This is a genomic window from Aeromonas sp. s4 (assembly GCF_040907855.1).
Classification (GTDB): domain Bacteria; phylum Pseudomonadota; class Gammaproteobacteria; order Enterobacterales; family Aeromonadaceae; genus Aeromonas; species Aeromonas caviae.
Genome location: NZ_JBFOCP010000053.1, coordinates 1 through 17203 on the forward strand (window position 1 = coordinate 1; position 17203 = coordinate 17203).

General features: G+C 62.3%; 13 protein-coding genes and 1 riboswitch. Of the genes, 6 read left to right on the plus strand and 7 right to left on the minus strand.

What is annotated here, in order from left to right; genetic code table 11:
• Positions 1 to 38: 38 nt before the first annotated feature.
• Complete coding sequence (locus AB5Y89_RS17830) at positions 39 to 1022, plus strand: hydrolase (RefSeq protein WP_104451752.1); 984 nt, start codon at positions 39 to 41, stop codon at positions 1020 to 1022.
• Here AB5Y89_RS17830 and AB5Y89_RS17835 read toward each other — a convergent pair.
• On the minus strand, positions 1004 to 2155 hold the full coding sequence (locus tag AB5Y89_RS17835; protein WP_368224229.1) for a membrane-associated sensor domain-containing protein: 1152 nt from the start codon (positions 2153 to 2155) through the stop codon (positions 1004 to 1006). The genes AB5Y89_RS17830 and AB5Y89_RS17835 overlap by 19 nt on opposite strands.
• Before the next feature lie 89 nt (positions 2156 to 2244).
• Between AB5Y89_RS17835 and AB5Y89_RS17840 the strand changes: the two genes are divergently transcribed.
• The 3 genes from AB5Y89_RS17840 (at position 2245) to AB5Y89_RS17850 (ending at position 4145) form a co-directional block, all read left to right on the plus strand.
• Positions 2245 to 2490 carry a YheU family protein gene (locus AB5Y89_RS17840; protein WP_045523730.1) on the plus strand — a complete coding sequence of 82 codons (246 nt, stop codon included), beginning with the start codon at positions 2245 to 2247 and terminating at the stop codon, positions 2488 to 2490.
• A 235-nt stretch (positions 2491 to 2725) separates the two neighbouring features.
• On the plus strand, positions 2726 to 3595 hold the full coding sequence (locus AB5Y89_RS17845) for a phosphoribulokinase (protein ID WP_010673241.1): 870 nt from the start codon (positions 2726 to 2728) through the stop codon (positions 3593 to 3595).
• A gap of 16 nt (positions 3596 to 3611) precedes the next feature.
• Positions 3612 to 4145 carry a lipoprotein gene (locus AB5Y89_RS17850; RefSeq protein WP_043152620.1) on the plus strand — a complete coding sequence of 178 codons (534 nt, stop codon included), beginning with the start codon at positions 3612 to 3614 and terminating at the stop codon, positions 4143 to 4145.
• A gap of 69 nt (positions 4146 to 4214) precedes the next feature.
• Here the strand turns inward: AB5Y89_RS17850 and AB5Y89_RS17855 are convergent, their stop codons facing one another.
• On the minus strand, positions 4215 to 4514 hold the full coding sequence (locus AB5Y89_RS17855) for a hypothetical protein (RefSeq protein WP_010673239.1): 300 nt from the start codon (positions 4512 to 4514) through the stop codon (positions 4215 to 4217).
• A gap of 48 nt (positions 4515 to 4562) precedes the next feature.
• Complete coding sequence (locus AB5Y89_RS17860; protein WP_010673238.1) at positions 4563 to 4967, minus strand: OsmC family protein; 405 nt, start codon at positions 4965 to 4967, stop codon at positions 4563 to 4565.
• Between the two features lie 374 nt (positions 4968 to 5341).
• Here AB5Y89_RS17860 and crp point away from each other — a divergent pair, with 374 nt between their 5' ends.
• Complete coding sequence (crp, locus tag AB5Y89_RS17865; RefSeq protein ID WP_010673237.1) at positions 5342 to 5980, plus strand: cAMP-activated global transcriptional regulator CRP; 639 nt, start codon at positions 5342 to 5344, stop codon at positions 5978 to 5980.
• Between the two features lie 127 nt (positions 5981 to 6107).
• Positions 6108 to 6908 (plus strand): putative RNA methyltransferase, encoded by an 801-nt coding sequence (locus AB5Y89_RS17870; protein ID WP_368224230.1) that lies wholly within the window; start codon positions 6108 to 6110, stop codon positions 6906 to 6908.
• Positions 6909 to 7049: 141 nt separating this feature from the next.
• Here the strand turns inward: AB5Y89_RS17870 and AB5Y89_RS17875 are convergent, their stop codons facing one another.
• The 4 genes from AB5Y89_RS17875 to AB5Y89_RS17890 form a co-directional block, all read right to left on the minus strand.
• Positions 7050 to 9647, minus strand: a complete 2598-nt coding sequence (locus tag AB5Y89_RS17875) for a glycosyl hydrolase family 18 protein (protein WP_368224231.1) — start codon at positions 9645 to 9647, stop codon at positions 7050 to 7052.
• Between the two features lie 111 nt (positions 9648 to 9758).
• Positions 9759 to 9845: riboswitch (cyclic di-GMP riboswitch) on the minus strand.
• Between the two features lie 201 nt (positions 9846 to 10046).
• Positions 10047 to 13508: a PAS domain-containing hybrid sensor histidine kinase/response regulator gene (locus AB5Y89_RS17880; RefSeq protein ID WP_201996059.1), complete on the minus strand. Its 3462-nt coding sequence runs from the start codon at positions 13506 to 13508 to the stop codon at positions 10047 to 10049.
• A gap of 63 nt (positions 13509 to 13571) precedes the next feature.
• Positions 13572 to 14714: a 3-phenylpropionate MFS transporter gene (locus tag AB5Y89_RS17885; protein WP_010673233.1), complete on the minus strand. Its 1143-nt coding sequence runs from the start codon at positions 14712 to 14714 to the stop codon at positions 13572 to 13574.
• Between the two features lie 260 nt (positions 14715 to 14974).
• The gene (locus AB5Y89_RS17890) at positions 14975 to 17068 is read right to left on the minus strand and encodes a TonB-dependent hemoglobin/transferrin/lactoferrin family receptor (RefSeq protein ID WP_103244361.1); all 2094 of its coding nucleotides are present in this window, start codon (positions 17066 to 17068) and stop codon (positions 14975 to 14977) included.
• Positions 17069 to 17203 lie beyond the last annotated feature (135 nt).

Below are 17203 nucleotides of genomic sequence, written 5' to 3' on the forward strand. Positions count from 1 at the left end.
GCCGCCCCCTTTTCCTCCCTGCTCTTCCGAGTCGTTGCATGTTGACAGAAAGCCACTTTCACGCCCCCTGGTGGGCCCGCAACCCCCATCTGCAAACCATTTTGCCCAAGTGGCTGCGCCGCTCGCCTGCCCGCTTCATCCAGGAGCGCTTCGAACTTCCGGACGGCGATTTCGTCGATCTGGCCTGGAGCGGCGAACCCGGCCAGGATGAACAACCCCTGGTGGTGGTGTTCCACGGACTGGAGGGGAGCATTCACTCCCACTATGCCAAGGGGCTCTTTGCCCACCTGCAGCGGCAAGGGAACGAGGCGGTGCTGATGCACTTTCGGGGGTGCAGTGGCGAGCCGAACCGGCTGCTGCAGGCCTATCACTCAGGCGCCATCGAGGATGCCCAAGCGGTGATTGCCGAGCTAGAGCGGCGTTTTCCTGGCCGCCCCCTGGTCGCCATCGGCTATTCCCTGGGGGGCAACATGCTGGTCAATCTGCTGGCGCGGGCCTGCCCGGCACCATTGAAGGCGGCGGTGGTAGTGTCGGCCCCGCTGCAACTGGCAAGCTGTGCCGATCGGGTCAATCAGGGCTTCTCACGGGTCTATCAGAACTACCTGCTGCGGACCATGCGAACCAACCTGCAAAGCAAGATCCGGCGCCAGAGCGCGGCACGGGCGCGCTGGCAGCCGGCCCAGATCACCCGCATCGCCACACTGAGGGAGTTCGACGAGCTGGTGACGGCACCGCTCCATGGTTTCGAGAGCGCCGATCACTACTACCAGACCTGCTCCGGCCTGGGCCTGCTGGCCCGCATTCCCATCCCGACCCTCGTCATTCACGCCGCCGACGATCCCTTCATGACCGATGCCGTCATTCCGGCGGCGGAGCAGCTCTCCCCTCTGGTGCGCTACGAGCTGAGCCGCCAGGGCGGCCACGTGGGCTTCCTGCACGGCTCTCCCTGGCGCCCCCGCTTCTGGCTGGATGAGCGCATCAGCCAGTGGTTGCGGGAACAGACTCAGGGCGCGAACCGGTAACCGTTGCGCCCCTCTTCCTTGGCCTGATAGAGGGCGCCATCGACCCGCTCGAGCAGCATGACGAGGCTCTCCCCGGCTCGCCACTGGGCTATCCCCTGGCTCAGGGTGAGGTGGGGGGCTACGTCGGAATCCTCATGGGCCAGAGCCCTGGCCGCCAGAGTGGCGCGAATGCGCTCCGCCACCTCCTGGCCACCGGCCAGCGTCGTCTCCTGCAGCAACACCACGAACTCCTCTCCCCCGTAGCGCGCCACCAGATCGCCGGGCTCCCGCACACTCTCCTCCAGGCACTCGGCCACCAAGATCAGGCACTCATCCCCCGCCTGATGCCCATAGCGATCGTTGTAGCGCTTGAAGAAATCCACATCGAGCAGGATCACGGTGAGCGGTACATCCTGGGTGGTGCCTTGCGCAATGGCACGCTTGCACGCCTGATCGAAGTGGCGACGGTTGGCTATGCCGGTCAGGGGATCCCGGTTGGCCATGGCATTCATCTTGTTTGCCAGCATCAGGTTGTCGTGCTCCCTTGACACCGCAAGCTCGAACCAGCCGTTGAGCATGCGCCGTCCCGTCTCCAGCACCACTAGCAAGACCCCGACCACTATGGTGTTGACCAGAACAAAGGGCTCAGGACTCCAGGAGGCTCTCACCAACAAGAACAGCAGGGGGACCGACACCAGTGCGTAAAACAGCCGCACATCGCAATACGCGGCGACGAGACCGGTCAGCAGCAACAGACTGACCATGTTGAAAATGAAACTGAAGCCTCCCTTCAAGTCGACGATCGAGATGGTGTAACCCACCATGGCCCAGGCCAGCCCCCAGGCCAGGGCACAGACGCACAGGGACACCAGCCAGATGGCATGGGGTTGACGGGAGAGCCAGCCCCACCCGAGCGGCAGCAGTAGGCCAACACCTATCATGGCAAAGAGCTGCCATTTGTAGGACCAGGGCAGGTTGCCGACCAGTACCAGGTGTGCATCCCGATAGATGTAGAAGCGGGTCAGCAGAAATACGAGGGCGATGAGATTGATGACCCAGTACCAGCGCAAACCGGCACTCAGGGCACGGCGGCGGGCATCGAACAGATGCTGTTCGAATTGGCTGGAGGGTCGGCGTTCGTCAATGGATGGCATGGCACCCCTCGTGCGAAACGAGACAAATCCCTTGCGCTTGCCGACCAGACACCGACAATATCCGCAACCCACTGCGTGAAGATGAAATCATGATTATCCCCTGGCAAGAACTGGAGCCGGACACCCTCACCAACCTGCTCGAACACTTTGTGCTGCAAGAAGGCACCGAATACGGTGAACAGGATGTCAGCCTGACCGACAAGGTCGAAGCAGTCAGGCAACAATTGCTACAAGGTAGCGCCGTGCTTGTCTACAGCGAGCTGCACGAAAGTGTCAATGTCGTCCCAAAGACTCATTTAGGCAAGTCTCCCACTGACGACTTCCCCCAAGCGTAACGCGGTCACGGCTTATCGGGCGGCTCACCCCGCCCTCCCCCTATCCAACTCGCACCATCAGGCCGCATGGCCAGCTCGCCACCCAGCAGCACCTATTCCGGCGTCCCCAGAGCACAGGGCAGCCCTCGTTCACCGCTATTGCCGGGAAGCGTGGGGGCAGCGGGAGGATGACGGCGCACTTGACCGCACTTTGGGCCACCCCTTATAACGGAACTCCCAAGGAAGAGAGAATTCTATGTCCGCCAAGCATCCCATCATCGCGGTCACCGGTTCGTCCGGTGCCGGTACTTCCACCTCCACCAACGCCTTCCGCTCCATGTTCCACCAGCTTGGATACAAGGCGGCCGTGGTCGAGGGGGACAGTTTTCACCGCTACACCAGGCCCGAGATGGACGTGGCGATCCGCAAGGCCCGGGAGCAGGGGCGGCATATCAGCTACTTCGGCCCTGAGGCCAACGACTTCGGTCTGCTGGAGTCCTTTTTCCAGGAGTATGGCCAGAGCGGCACCGGCCAGTATCGGCGCTATCTGCACAGCTTCGACGAGGCGGTGCCTTTCAACCAGATGCCTGGCACCTTCACCCCCTGGCAGGATCTGCCCGGCGAGACGGATCTGCTGTTCTACGAAGGACTGCATGGCGGCGTGGTCACGGGGGAGCACAACGTGGCGCGGCACGTGGACTTTCTCATCGGCGTGGTGCCCATCGTCAACCTGGAGTGGATCCAGAAGCTCATTCGCGACACCTCGGAACGCGGCCACTCCCGCGAGGCGGTGACCGACTCCATCGTGCGTTCCATGGACGACTACATCAACTTCATCACGCCGCAGTTCTCCCGCACCCACATCAACTTCCAGCGGGTGCCGACCGTCGATACTTCCAACCCTTTCAGCGCCAAGGTGATACCCAGCCTGGACGAGAGTATGCTGGTGATCAGGTTTCGGGGCATCAAGCAGGTGGACTTCCCCTACCTGCTGTCGATGATAGACGGCGCCTTCATGTCCAGGATGAACACCATCGTCGTGCCGGGTGGCAAGATGGGCTTCGCAATGGAACTGATCCTGCGCCCCCTGATCCAGCAACTGATCGAAACGGGCAAGATCACCTGAGCCAAGGAGCTTAACGATGCGCGCTGCACTTCTCTCATTCACGCTGGCAACCCTGCTGGGCGGTTGCAGCTCCGGCCCCGCCGCACCCACGGTCGAAACGGGCACCATGGTGGTTCGCCCGGCGGAGCATTGGACCTACGGGGCGACACCACGCTATGCGCTGGCCGAACAATTCCAGTATGCGGGCAACAGCGCCGCGCCCTGGCTCGAACCGGTACAGCAGGCCGTCATCCGGCAACTGGACGGCAAAGGCTGGCGCAGCGTTCCCCTGGATGAGGCCGACGTCTGGGTCGCCATCGGGGTAGCTGGCAGCCAGGACATGAGCGATGGTGAGATCTTCTCCCGCCTCGGCATGACACCGGGCCTGAACGCCGCCGCCAATGCCCGCAAGGGGACCCTGGCCGTCGTGCTGCTCGACGGGCATAGCCAGAAAGCGGTGTGGAGCAGCGCCATCCAGCTCGCCAGCGACGTGCCTGTCGCAGAGGAAGCCCGTGGCCAGCTTAGCCAGCAACTGGCCGCCCAGTTGCTGGGCTCGCTACCGTCAGACTGATGTCTCTTTCAACAAAAACGGCCTGCTTCACGCAGGCCGTTTTCCATGCACGCCGTGACGGCATCAGGGTCACTTCAACTCGCAGGTCAGCTGGGTCACACCGCTCTTGACCAGGGTGGCCTGCTTGTCCTGACGGGAGAAGGTAGTCACCCCGTCGGAATAGCTGGCAGTCTCTTTGGGCGACTCGATGCGCCCCAGCTTGTGATAGACACCGGCATAAGGGAACTGCACCATGTCGGCCTGGGCATCATAGGTGATGGCCAGCAACTCTTCCCCGCACTGATACTGGCTGTATTGATACTGGGTCGGCTGCGGCATGCTGCAGGCGGCCAGACCGAACAGGGGAAGCAACATCATCATTTTTTTCATCGCACTTTCCTTATGTCATGGCGTTATCGACGGGACAAACTTTAGCGGTCAACCCTCAAGAATTTGATAACTATGGGTAATTTCTACCGCTTTTTCCAACATCAGGGAAACTGAACAATATTTTTCCATGGACAGATCCACCGCACGGGCGACCTGCTTCTCCGCCAGCCCCTTGCCGGTCACCACGAACTTGAGGTGGATCTGCTCAAATACCCGGGGAACGGTATCGGCGCGGGTCCCTTCCAGTTCGACATGGCAGGCGGTCACGGACTGACGGGCCTTCTCCAGGATGGAGACCACATCGATGGAGCTGCAACCGCCGACAGCCAGCAGGATCATCTCCATCGGGCTGGCACCTTCACCCGGGTTGGCGCCATCCAGGGTCACCTGATGACCGGACTCGCTCTCTCCCACAAACTTCATGCCTTCCACCCAGCTGACCTTGGCTTTCATCTCTCACTTTCCTCTCAATGACTACGGTTCTAACGCCCATAGCATACCTCAAGCCGGGGTCGAGTGGCACATGCGCCAGGATCTTGCCCGTTTCCGGCGATAAAGCCCCGTTTGTGGCGACAGCAGTCTCTCCTGCGAAACGGACAACGACCCAAAGGGAAATAGATCGAAATCAACATCCGACCTCCTCTTCTTGCCTAGAATGCCCCGGACGACGCAGCAGATGGCGGCTCACCGGTGGACGGCAAAACCCCAAAGCCTTGTCAGCACAGGCAAAGGCTCTTATTCTACTGCGACCAAAGAGTAAGGAATGGCAAGCTTGGCAACTTGCCTGGACGCACAGTCCATAAAAATGACACTACAGAGGAAGTCTCATGATCATTGGCAAACCGCAAAGCGATCCCACCCTTGAGTGGTTCTTGTCGCATTGCCACATTCATAAGTATCCCGCCAAGAGCACCCTGATCCACGCCGGTGAAAAAGCGGAAACCCTCTACTACATCGTCAAGGGCACCGTCGCCGTCCTGATCAAGGATGACGAAGGCAAGGAGATGATCCTTTCCTACCTGAATCAGGGGGATTTCCTGGGCGAGATGGGGATGTTCGAAGAGAACGAGAATCCGGAGCGTTCCGCCTGGGTACGTGCCAAAGGCGCCTGCGAAGTCGCCGAGATCTCCTACAAGAAGTTCCGCCAGCTGATCCAGGTCAACCCGGACATCCTGATGCGTCTATCTGGTCAAATGGCCAAGCGCCTGCAGCACACCAGCCAGAAGGTCGGCAACCTCGCCTTCCTGGACGTGACCGGCCGCATTGCCCAGACCCTGCTCAACCTGGCCAAACAGCCGGATGCCATGACCCACCCGGATGGCATGCAGATCAAGATCACCCGCCAGGAGATCGGCCAGATTGTCGGCTGCTCCCGTGAAACCGTCGGCCGCATCCTCAAGATGCTGGAAGAGCAGGAGCTCATCTCCGCCCACGGCAAGACCATAGTGGTGTTTGGTACCCGCTGACCGGGTTCCGCCGACGGCGCCCGCACAGCGCCGTTGGATAAAAAGGCTGCCCATGGCAGCCTTTTCCGATCCTCTCCCCTATAATCCCGAACGCCCCGCCGTCATGGCCTTCGCCAAGAGAACTCCTATGCACCTTCAATGCCCCCTTTGCCGCAGCCCCCTGCACCTTCATGCCGCCTCCCACGGGGTCTATTGCGACAACAAGCACCACTTCGATCCCGCACCGGAAGGCTATCTGGACCTCATCCCCGGCAAGAAGAACCCCAAGGACAGCGACAGCCGGGCCCTGCTGCGCGCCAAGCGCCGCTTCCTGGAACAAGGCCACCAGCTGCCTCTGGTGGACGCCATGGCGAACCTGCTCGCTCCTCTTGGCGAGCGCGAGCTTGTCCACCTCGGCTGTGGCGAGGGGTACTACTGCCGCGCCCTGGTTGAGCGGCTGCCCGGCTGGCAGGTCGGCGGTTTCGATCTGGCCAAGAATGCCATCTTCGCCGCCAACAAGGCGCAACCGGAAGGCCAGTTCGTCATCGCCGACCCGGCGCGCGCCCCGCTGCTGCCTGGCACGGCCCAGGTGCTGCTGGTCAACGACCTCAAGGTCAAGACGGAACTCCTGGTCAGCTGGCTGGCGCCGGGCGGCTATCTGCTCCACGTGCAGCCAGGCCCTCGCCATCAGTGGCAATTGCGCGTCAGCCTCAATCCGGTGAGCATGGAACATCCCCTGAGCTGGCCCGCCTTCACCGGGCTCGTCAGTGTTGCCCAGCAACGCGCCCAGTTCAGTACGGCGCTGGATCAGGGCCTGCGCGAGCACATTCTGGAGACCAGTCGCCTCGGCTGGCGTGCCAGCGGCGAGCAGCGCCACGCCTTCACCCACCAGGGGCCCGACGCCCTCGAGCAGGATCTGCTGCTCAGCCTGTGGCAAAAACCGCTGTGAACCGGTGACATACCATGAAAAAAGGCCCTGACGGGCCTTTTTGACAAAGCGAGTGCGCCTTTCCCCTGACAGGGAAGAGACACCCGACCACGCAGTAAGACAAAAAATGGGGCCCTCGGCCCCATTTTTCATCACGGCAGATCAGTTGCAGCTCGCCGCGCCCTGATCGACCCAGACGGCGGCCTTGCCGGGCTCATCGCCCTTGGTCCAGTACTGGGCCTTCCACTTGCGGCCGTTGTGGCTGGTGACATCACCGCCGTTGTAGACCACTCCGGCATCCCAACCCAGTTGCACCTGGCTCACCAGTTTCCACTGATCGGCGGTGCGGCTCGGCTCGTTGCCCTGGGTCCAATACTTGGCCTGCCACACCAGTTGCTTGTGGCTCACCTTGTCATTGGTGTTGTAGACGGTACCTGCACTCCAGGCCGGGTGGTTGGCCGCATCCGGATCGCTGGCCTCGCAGCCACCACCTGTACTGGCCGGCTTGACGGTCAGGCGGGTAACGGCTGTGGCATCCAGCGCCCCGTCGGTGACCACCAGGGTCAGATCGTAGGCCGTGTCACTGGTCACGTTCGAGCCCGTTACCACCAGGGTCGCGCTGTCCAGACCGGTGGCGCTGAGCCCGGCCGGCACTGTCCACTGATAGCTCAGGGCATCACCATTGGGGTCGGAGGCGGTGGCCTTGATGCTCACCTGCTTGCCGGCCTCGACGGTCGCACTGGCCGGTACGCTGACCACGGGGGGCAGGTTCGGCTGCGGCGCCTTGTTGGTGACCACCACCTGATCCTTGGCCGAGAGCCCCTGATCGTCCGTCACGGTCAGCTCGAACACCAGATTGATGTCGCTGCTGACGGCATCCAGTACCACACGGGCCTTGGCCTGGGTAACATCCAGCAGGCTGGCCTGGGGTCCGGAGACCTGTTTCCAACTGTAGGTCAGCGCCCCGTTTTCCGGATCGTGGGAGGCGCTGCCGTTGAGGGTCACCTCGGCCGGGCCGGTGGCACTCAGATCGCTGCCGGCATTGGCAACCGGCGGCTTGTTGGCCTGCGGCAGCGTACCCTCGCCGTGGCCCAGCCCCTCGTGCATGGCGTTGAGGATGTCGCCGTTGTCCGCATCAATTTCCCAGGCGAACAGACCGCCGAGCTGGTTCGCCAGCACGTACTGCCCCTTGGCCTTGACCGAGCGGTCGTTGTCGAAGGTAATGAGGTCGCCACTGCTGGCCTTGAAGACATAGGGGGCCTCGGCCGACTCGTCATAGCCCTGCTCCCAGCCTGCGCCCATGCGGTTGTTGACGATGTCGCGGTAATCCACTACGCCATTTTCCCAGGTACCGCTCACCGGTCCGGTGGCGGTGCCGGTGAAGGGGTTGCCGGCCTGGTAGTTCTTCACTCCGGTCCAGCCACGGCCATACATGGCCGCCCCCACCACAATCTTGCCCGGTGTCACCCCCTGACCCAGCAGCGCCTTGACGCCCTTGTCGGTGGTGTACTTGGTGGCCGGATCCCAGCTGGAGGCAAAGAGGTTGGTCTGGTGGGCCAGATTCGTCAGGTCGAAGGCGCCGCTGAAGTCGTAGCTCATCAGGAAGATGTGGTCCATGTACTGCTGGGCCGCCTGATAATCCACCTTGGCAATCTTGTCACCGCCGGCGCTGATGGCCGAGGTCAGCTCATACTGGCGGCCGGTCTCGGCTTCCAGTTCATCGAGCATGGCTCGCAACTCCTTCATCAGCACCACATAGGTGGCACCGTCATTCGGGCCGCCCAGGCTGGGGTTGGCCCCCTGTCCGCCCGGGAACTCCCAGTCGATGTCCACGCCGTCGAAGAATTTCCAGGTCTGCAGGAACTCTTTGACCGAGGCGACGAAGGTATCGCGCTTGGTCTTGTCACCCAGGAAATAGAAGGGATCTGAGAGGGTCCATCCGCCGACAGACGGCAGGATCTTAAGGTCCGGGTGGGCCTGTTTGAGAGCCATCAGGTTGCCGAAGTTGCCCTTGTAGGGCTCATCCCAGGCGCTGAGGTTGCCCTGGGACATCTGGATCGCAGCCCAGGGATCATGGATGGAGACCTTGAAGTCTTCGCGACCCGCACAGGAGCGCTGCAACGCCTCGAAGCTGCCCGAGATCTCTTTGAGGCTGTCGTTGATGCCGTTGCCACCGCAGATGGGGGTGAAGCCGTAGAGGATATGGGTCAGGTTCTGGGCCGGGATCTTGTCCACGGTGAACTTGCGACCATAGACACCCCACTCCACGTAGTAGGCCCCCACCACCTTGCCGGACTTGTTGGCGTAGGGCTTGTTGTTCTCCTTGAGGGGCGCATTGAGCGGCGCCAGGTGGCTGCCGTCGGTATCGGCGACCATCAGCTCCTTCTTGTCGGAGAGGGTGCAGCCATCGGCATTGCACAGGGCCACCTGCATCTGGTAACGCCCCCCCTTGGTGACCTTGAAGTTGGCGGTACCCGCGGCGGAGGCCGGGCCTGACCACACCTCCTTGCCGTCGAGCAGTACCTTGGCGGTCTGTCCGACGTCACCGGACCAGAGGTTCCAGGTCACGCTGACGGGAGCGCCATCCTTGTGGACGGTCACCAACTGGTTGTAGGCCGAAGCGGCCTGATTGACTTCAACGATGGCAAACTTGGTGGGGCCGGAGCCAATGGTGGGTTTGCCCGGGGCAGCGGCGAAGGCGGAGGTAGTGCAAAGCCCCCCGACCAGAAGCGCCAGCAGGGAAAGTTTTGGACTTAACATATTTGAACTTCCTTATTTCGTTATTGGAATTAACAACGAAAAAGGCAACGCAACCTGCCAGGTAACGCAGACAACATCGCAACCATGGCTTGGCCCATGGACGATACAACCTGTGGTGGCCCCGCTATCCTAGGTACGCAGACCCTTAGACCGGAAGCTTTGCGTCCCGGACTTTCATCCGGTTTGCCTTTTTGCACAACTTGATTTGCGACAAAAATAATCGCCGAATGACTATAGAGGAGAGTCGCCCGGGTGCCACCTGCCAAAAGTGACACCCAAAGGGACTCAATTTTCACCAAAACCTGAAAATAATAACGAAAGAGGCGCCATCATCGTCGATCATGACGCCTGGATGGCATCCAGAAAATGTTCAGTCAATGCTCGATTCTGTGAGACCAGTCACTGAACCGGCATCAGCAGGCTGTTCATCAGGGCGCGCAGCTTGAGAGGTTTGACCGGTTTGCTCACGTAGCCGAAGCCGTGCTCACGGATCTGTGCCTGCAACTCGCTCTTGCGATCCGCACTGATGATGATGCCGCCGATACCGTTGCCGTGGGCCAGCCTGATCATGTGCAGCGCCTGCAACCCGGTCTTGCCGTCATCCAGGTGATAATCCGACAGCACCAGCGCAGGCAGGAAGCCGCCGCCGATGATTTCTTCCGCCTGCTCCAGGCTCTGGGCACAGCGCACCTCGCAGCCCCAGCGTCCCAGCAGCGAGGCCATGGCGATGAGGATATCCTCCTCGTTGTCGATGCAGAGGATCCTGACCCCTTCCAGCTGGCTGTCTCGCAGGGCCGGGGTCGTCACCTGGCTGGGGATGACGGGCCGGGTCGCGAGGTTCAGGGTGATGGCAAAGACGGACCCCGCTCCGGGCCAGCTGCGCAGGGAGAGCTGATGACCCAGCACCAGCGAGATGCCGCGGGCGATGGCGAGCCCGAGGCCAAGCCCCTGCTCCCTGGCGGTGCGGGAGTGATCGAGGCGGGAAAACTCGTCGAAGATCGCCTCCTGCTTGCCCTCCGGGATGCCGGGGCCGTTGTCCCACACCTCGATGCGCACCTTATCCCCCATGCGGCGACAGCCGAGCAGCACCCGACCGCCGGGGTTGTAGCGAAATGCGTTGGTGAGGAAGTTCTGCAACACCCGCCGCAGCAAGCGCACATCGCTGTAGACCGCAAGGCGGCTCTCCACCACGGAGAACTGGATCCCACCGGCCTGGGCCAGCACGCCGAATTCCGCCTTGAGATTGTCCAGCACATCGCTCAGGGCGAAATCGAGCTTCTTCGCCTTGAACTTGCCCGCCTCGAGGCGCGAGATGTCCAGCAGATCCGTGATGAGATCCTCGGTCGCCCCCAGGGCGTCGTCGATGTGGCGAGCGATGCGGGCCGGTTCGTCCTCCGGGGGCAGCATCTCCAGCAAGGAGGAGGTAAAGAGCTTGGCCGCGTTCAGCGGCTGGGTCAGGTCGTGGCTCACCGCCGCAAGGAACCGGCTCTTGGACTGGTTGGCCCGCTCCACCTGCTGGTTTACCAGCAGCAGTTGGCGGTTGAGTTCGGAGAGCTCGTGGGTGCGCTCGGCCACCCGCGCCTCCAGGTGCTCGTTCGCTTCCCGCAGCACCCGCTCCGCCGCCCTGAACGGGGTGATATCGGTGAAGGTCATGACAAAGCCCCCCGCAGGCATGGGGTTGCCCTGCATCTCGATGACCCGGCCATCGGGACGCTCCCGCGCCGAGACATGGGGGCTGCCACGCTTCATGAAGGCAACCCGCCGCGCCACCTGGGCCTCGATGTCTCCCTGGCCGCACAGCCCCTGTCCGGCGTTGTAGCGGATGATCTCCTCGATGGAACGGCCCACCTGAATGAGACCGGGGGGATAGGAGAACAGCTCGATGTAGCGTCGGTTCCAGGCCACCAGCCTGAGCTCCCTGTCCACCACGGAGATCCCCTGCCCCATGTGTTCGATTGCCCCCTGCAACAGGCCGCGGTTGAAGCGGAACATGTCGGAGGCCTCATCCACTATGGTGGCGATCTCCTCGAGCTGCATGTTGCGTCCCTGCAGGGCGGAGGCCAGCACCAGGCGGGCGGACGAGGTACCAAACACCCCGGCCAGCAGTCGCTCCGTGTGAGCGATGAGCTCGGCGGAGGCCTGCATCTGGGGCGCCAGGGTGCCTCCCCGCTCGCCGGCGAAGCGGCCGAAGGCCCGCTTGACGCGGCTGGAACCGACGAAGCGGGCTGCCAGCATCTCCAGCTCCTTCACCGAGACCCGCGCATGATAGAGCGCCGAGGTATCCCGGCTCGTCTTGCCGACGAAGTTGGCGGCCTGCAGCCGCTCGCTCACCGCCGCCCGAGACAGCAGGGAGCCCGCCACATAGCCGACCAGGTTGAGCAGAAGACTCAGGAAGAGGCACCAGGCCCCCAGGCTCAGATCCCGCACCGCCGGCCAGTCTGGGGGCGCCAGCAGGGCTTCGAGAGGGGAGCCAGCCAGCAGTCCGCTCTCCGCCAGCAGGGTCACGAACCAGAGGCTGACCCCGAGGGCGAGCCCGAGATAGACCCCCTTGCGATTGCCATGACGCCAGTACAGGCCGAGCAGCAGGGCCGGTGCGAACTGGGCCACGGCCCCGAACGAAAGATAACCGATGCGCGACAGACTGGTGAGATCCCCGAGCCAGAGATAGAGCGCCCAGGCCGCCAGCAAAATCAGCAAGATGGCGCCCCGACGCACCTGCAGCAGCAACCGCATCAGGCGCTCGTCCCGCCCCTGTTGCCAGACCCGGCGCAGCAGGACCGGCAACACCAGATCGTTGCTCACCATGATGGCCAGGGCGATGGTGCAGACGATCACCATGCCGGTGGCCGCCGAGGTACCGCCGAGAAATGCCAGCATCGCCATGCCGTCGAATCCGAGGGACATGGGGAGGCTTATCACATAGGTGTCCGAGGCCATGTCTGCCCCGACCCACTGCTTGCCTGCCAGCGCCAGCGGCCAGATGAAGAGCCCCATCAGGAAGAGATAGAGGGGGAAGATCCAGCGGGCCCAGTGCAGATCCTGCCCCTGGTTGTTCTCCACCACGGTCACGTGAAACTGGCGCGGCAGGCAGATGACGGCACACATGGCGATCAGGGTGTAGATCGCGAGCTCCAGCAGACTGCCCGGCGTCACCGCCACCACCGCATCGAGGAAGTCGCCCGCCACCAGGGTACGCGCCTCGCTCGGTCTGGCGATGATGAGCCAGAGCGCAAAGCCCCCCACCGCCATGAAGGCGAGCAGCTTGACCACGGACTCGAAGGCGATGGCCACCACCATGCCCCTGTGGTGCTCGGTGGCATCCAGGTTGCGGGTGCCGAACAGAATGCTGAACAGGGCCAGCAGCAGGGTGACCCCCAGCGCCAGCTCCGCCATGTTGCTGGTGGGGCTGACCCCCGTGCTGTTGGCCATCAGCAGATCGAGCCCGGTGACGATCGCCTTGAGCTGCAGCACCAGGTAGGGAAGTATCCCCATGACGGCGATGAGGCTGATCACCATGGCCAGGCGCTGGGACTTGCCATAACGGGCGGCAATGAAATCGGCGATGGAGGTGATGTGCTCGCGCTTGGCCACCAGGATGAGGCGGGCCAGCAGGCGCCAGCCAAACAGGAACACCAGCATGGGGCCCAGGTAGATGGGCACCGGCGACCAGGGGGATTCGCTGGCTTGGCCCACGGTGCCGAAGAAGGTCCAGGAGGTGCAATAGACCGCCAGCGACAGGCTGTAGAGCAGAGGCTGCCCCTTGGGGCGACGGCGCTTGTTCTTGTCCGCCACATAGGCGATGAGGAACAGCAAGCCCAGATAGGCGAGCGACAACCCGATCAGCAGCCATCCTTGGTGCATCTCTCTACTTCCCTTTTCCAGATAAGTCGGAGGCCTGCCGCGCCAGAGACCGGCAGACCTGTGTCATCGGCCCTGTTCTGGGCTCTCTTCACGCAGCCGCAACACGAAGACCGGCAGCACTACCAGCACCATGATAAAGAAGATGCCGCCTCCCAGCGGCTCGAACAGCACGCCGCAGATCGCCATCAGGGCCGCCACCGTCATGCCGAGGCCGAGCGCCGCATAGAGCGCCTGGGTGGGGATCTGCTGCTCCGCGGGCAACTGGCGGGTCATGAAGCGGATGGCGCCGAGGTGACTGACGCAGAAGGTGACCCCATGCAGCAGCTGGCCGAGCACCAGCACCGCCAGGTCGGTAGAACTGCCGAGCAGCACCCAGCGCACCACGCAGCCAAGGGCCCCCACCAGAAACAGGGTCTGGGCGCCGAAGCGCTGGAGGAAGCGCTTGTCCGCGGCGAACATGGCGATCTCCGCCACCACTCCCAGAGCCCAGAGATACCCGATCAGGGTGCCGCTGTAGCCGGCGCTCTTCCAGTAGATGGCGCTGAAACCGTAGTAGGCCGCATGGCTCCCCTGCAGCAGGGCGGTGATGAGCAGGAAGCGGCGCACCGGTGCCGACCTGAGCGTGACGAGCAACGAGGCCTTGGCCCGCTCCCCTTGCAGCTCCCGGGGGGCGGGTCGCAGCGGCAGCAGGCTGAGCCCCAGCATGATCAGCAGCCCGGCCACCATGGTGTGCAGCACCCAGTCGCTGCCAAAGTTGCCCACCAGGGCCCCCACCAGGGTGGAGGCGACGATAAAGGCAAAGGAGCCACACAGCCGCACCTTGCCGTAGTCGAGGTGAGTCTGAACCACCATGCGGGTGGCAAGCGCCTCTCCCATGGGCATCAGGGTCGGGTAGATGAAGTTGGCCGCCAGGGTCAGCACCACCAGCCACCAGAGGCTGTGGCCCAGATAGAAACCGAGGAAGGCCAGCAGACTCAGCAGACAGAGCAGCCGGGTGACGGGCAGCAACTGGCCGGCCCCCTTGACTCGCCCCATCACCATCAGGTTGCCGGCAAAGCGGATGGCCATGCCCACCCCCAGCAACAGCCCTATCTGTTCAGTACTCACCCCGATGCCTTCCAGCCAGAGCGACCAGAACGGCAGGTAGGCGCCATAAACGAAGTAGAAGGCGCCAAAAAACAGGGCTAACCAGGAGAACGCGGGCATAGGGGCTCGGCAGCGGGACAAGGGGCACAAATGATAACCGATTTCGGGACGGGGATCCCCAGGCGGCATGACAGATAAAAACCATAAATATCAATAAAGTTGAACCTTTGTCACATCCCCCTGTCTATTGGGTAACACCGCTTCCTGATGAGTGTTGCAATCCTTCCACCCGCCCCTGGCGGGTTTCTTTTTTGCAGACGCCGACCTTCATGACAAAAGGGGCCCGAGGGCCCCTTTTCCTGCATGCTGGTCCACGACCATCAGAACACGTACTTGACCCGTGCACTGAGGTTGCGGCCAGGCTCGGTCTGCTTGCTGGTATCTGCGGTGGCGGCAAGGCCGGTGATGCTCTCGTAGCTCACGTACTCCTTGTCAAACAGGTTGAACACCCCCACGTTGAGCTGCAGGTCCTGCACCGGCTTGAACTGGGCATAGAGATCCACCACGCCCCAGCCTGCGCTCTTGATGTTGTCGTTGCCTCGCGCATCCTTGCCCACCTTGTCCATGTCGTCGGCAAAGCGCAATGCGGTGTTGATGTTCCAGTTCGGCTGCTCCAGACGCACACCGACACTGCCGTTCAGGGGGCTCAGGCTGTTGATGTAGTTGCCCTCGCCATCCTTGCCCTCGATGTAGGCCAGGTTGCCCCAGACGTTGACCAGCTCGTTCAACCAGTAGTCCGCCTTCGCCTCGGCCCCCTTGGTGGTCGCCTTGTCCAGGTTCTGGTACTGATAGAGGGCGGTACGGCCTTCGGTGCCCACGGCCGTCAGCTCGATGAAGTCGTCGAACTTGTTGTAGAAGGTGGCCACTTCATAGCTGAACCCGCCACGGCTGCCGCGCACCCCCAGATCGATGCCGTCGCTGCTCTCTGGCTTGAGGTTCGGGTTGGGCTCGATGCGATAGCCATACGCCTGGTGGTTCAGGGTGGAGAAGGCGTTGTCATACATGGGCGCCTTGAAGCCGTGGCTGTACTGGGCGAACAGGTTCGCTGCCTCGTGCGCCTTGAACACCAGCCCCAGCTTGGGAGAGAACTCCCCTTCGGAGATCTTCTTCATGTTCTCGCCCGTGTAGGCGGGATCCTCGTCCGGGGTCATCTTGTAGTAGTCGTAACGCACGCCCGGGGTCAGCACCCAACGCTCGCCGAACTTGATCTCGTCAAAGGCCCAGAGCGCACTGCGCTCGCTGGTGGTGGAGGGGAAGCTCAGCTCGTTGTAGCCGACGAAGTCACCCGGAACGGTCGGCCCCTTGAAGCGGGTGCGCTCGTTGTCGGTGTGCTCGTATTCCAGGCCCCAGGCCAGACGCTGGCTGGCGAGCGCCTTGTTGAACTTCACCTGGGCGCCCAGGCTCTCCTGCTCGAAACCGTTGTGATCCAGGGAGTTCTTGGTCACATAGGGGTTGCCCGGCATGACCGGATACTTGGACGAAGCGTACTGATCCAGGGTCTGCTTGGCGCGGCTGTAGTAGATCTTGCTGTCCACGCGATCCGCCCAGGGGGCGTTCAGGGCGAGGCCATGATCCAGTACCAGGGAGAGGTTGTCGGTCTCCTTGTCGGTAATGGGCTGGTTGAAGACGGAGCCCGCCTTGGTCAGATCGATGGCATCCGGATCCTGCCCCTCGGTGAAGTAATCCACCGTCAGTTTCAGGAACTGCTCATCGGAGAGATTCCACTTGCTCTTGAACAGCACGGCCTGGCTGACGATGTCGAACTCGTTCTTGTCGCCGTCATAATTCTGGGTGACACCGCCATCGCGCCAGGTGTAGCGCAGCAGGTTCTCGACTTCCCCGGTGCGCAGCGCCCCCGTGATGCCGGCCATTCTCTGGTGACTGCTGGAGGCATAACCCGTGGTCGCATCCAGATAGCTGTCGCGGCCCTTGAGGAAGTCGCCTGCATCCTTGGTGGTGATGGCAATGACGCCTCCCAGGGCATCGGAACCGTAAGCGGCGGAGGCCGGCCCTTTGGCCACTTCCACCTGCTTGATCATGTCGGTGTCGAAGTAGGTCTGACCCACGCCGCCATTCTTGTAGGCATCGTTCTGGCGCACACCGTCCTGCACCACCTTGACCCGGTTTTCGCTCATGCCGCGAATGGTGAAGGTCTGGGCATCTCCTGCACCTCCCTGCACGCTCACCCCGGGCTCATAGCGGAACAGATCGGCGACGTTGCTGACGACCTGCTCTTCAATCTGCTCCGAGGTAATGACGGCGATGGGACCGGAAACATCTTCCAGCTTCTGTTCCATCCGTGAGCCGCTGACGACCATGACTTCATCGGCTTTCTTGTCTGCGGCGAAAGCGGGGGAGATCAGCCCGGCCGCCACGGCGAGGGCTATCAGGGAGGGGGGGGTGTTGTGCGCCACTGCAAAGTCCTTATTGAGAATTATTATCAAGAGGAAGGCATATTACCCCGCCAGAGACAAAGATCAATAATAAAGTAAATCATTCTCATTTCACTTTATCGTCATTCCCCCTTACACTGGCGCCACTTTTTCGCT

What these genes read in the sequence shown, in the direction of transcription:
- AB5Y89_RS17830 (WP_104451752.1), top strand. Translation starts at nt 39, where the DNA reads ATGTTGACAGAAAGCCACTTTCACGCCCCCTGGTGGGCCCGCAACCCC.
- AB5Y89_RS17835 (WP_368224229.1), bottom strand. Translation starts at nt 2,155, where the DNA reads ATGCCATCCATTGACGAACGCCGACCCTCCAGCCAATTCGAACAGCAT.
- AB5Y89_RS17840 (WP_045523730.1), top strand. Translation starts at nt 2,245, where the DNA reads ATGATTATCCCCTGGCAAGAACTGGAGCCGGACACCCTCACCAACCTG.
- AB5Y89_RS17845 (WP_010673241.1), top strand. Translation starts at nt 2,726, where the DNA reads ATGTCCGCCAAGCATCCCATCATCGCGGTCACCGGTTCGTCCGGTGCC.
- AB5Y89_RS17850 (WP_043152620.1), top strand. Translation starts at nt 3,612, where the DNA reads ATGCGCGCTGCACTTCTCTCATTCACGCTGGCAACCCTGCTGGGCGGT.
- AB5Y89_RS17855 (WP_010673239.1), bottom strand. Translation starts at nt 4,514, where the DNA reads ATGAAAAAAATGATGATGTTGCTTCCCCTGTTCGGTCTGGCCGCCTGC.
- AB5Y89_RS17860 (WP_010673238.1), bottom strand. Translation starts at nt 4,967, where the DNA reads ATGAAAGCCAAGGTCAGCTGGGTGGAAGGCATGAAGTTTGTGGGAGAG.
- crp (WP_010673237.1), top strand. Translation starts at nt 5,342, where the DNA reads ATGATCATTGGCAAACCGCAAAGCGATCCCACCCTTGAGTGGTTCTTG.
- AB5Y89_RS17870 (WP_368224230.1), top strand. Translation starts at nt 6,108, where the DNA reads ATGCACCTTCAATGCCCCCTTTGCCGCAGCCCCCTGCACCTTCATGCC.
- AB5Y89_RS17875 (WP_368224231.1), bottom strand. Translation starts at nt 9,647, where the DNA reads ATGTTAAGTCCAAAACTTTCCCTGCTGGCGCTTCTGGTCGGGGGGCTT.
- AB5Y89_RS17880 (WP_201996059.1), bottom strand. Translation starts at nt 13,508, where the DNA reads ATGCACCAAGGATGGCTGCTGATCGGGTTGTCGCTCGCCTATCTGGGC.
- AB5Y89_RS17885 (WP_010673233.1), bottom strand. Translation starts at nt 14,714, where the DNA reads ATGCCCGCGTTCTCCTGGTTAGCCCTGTTTTTTGGCGCCTTCTACTTC.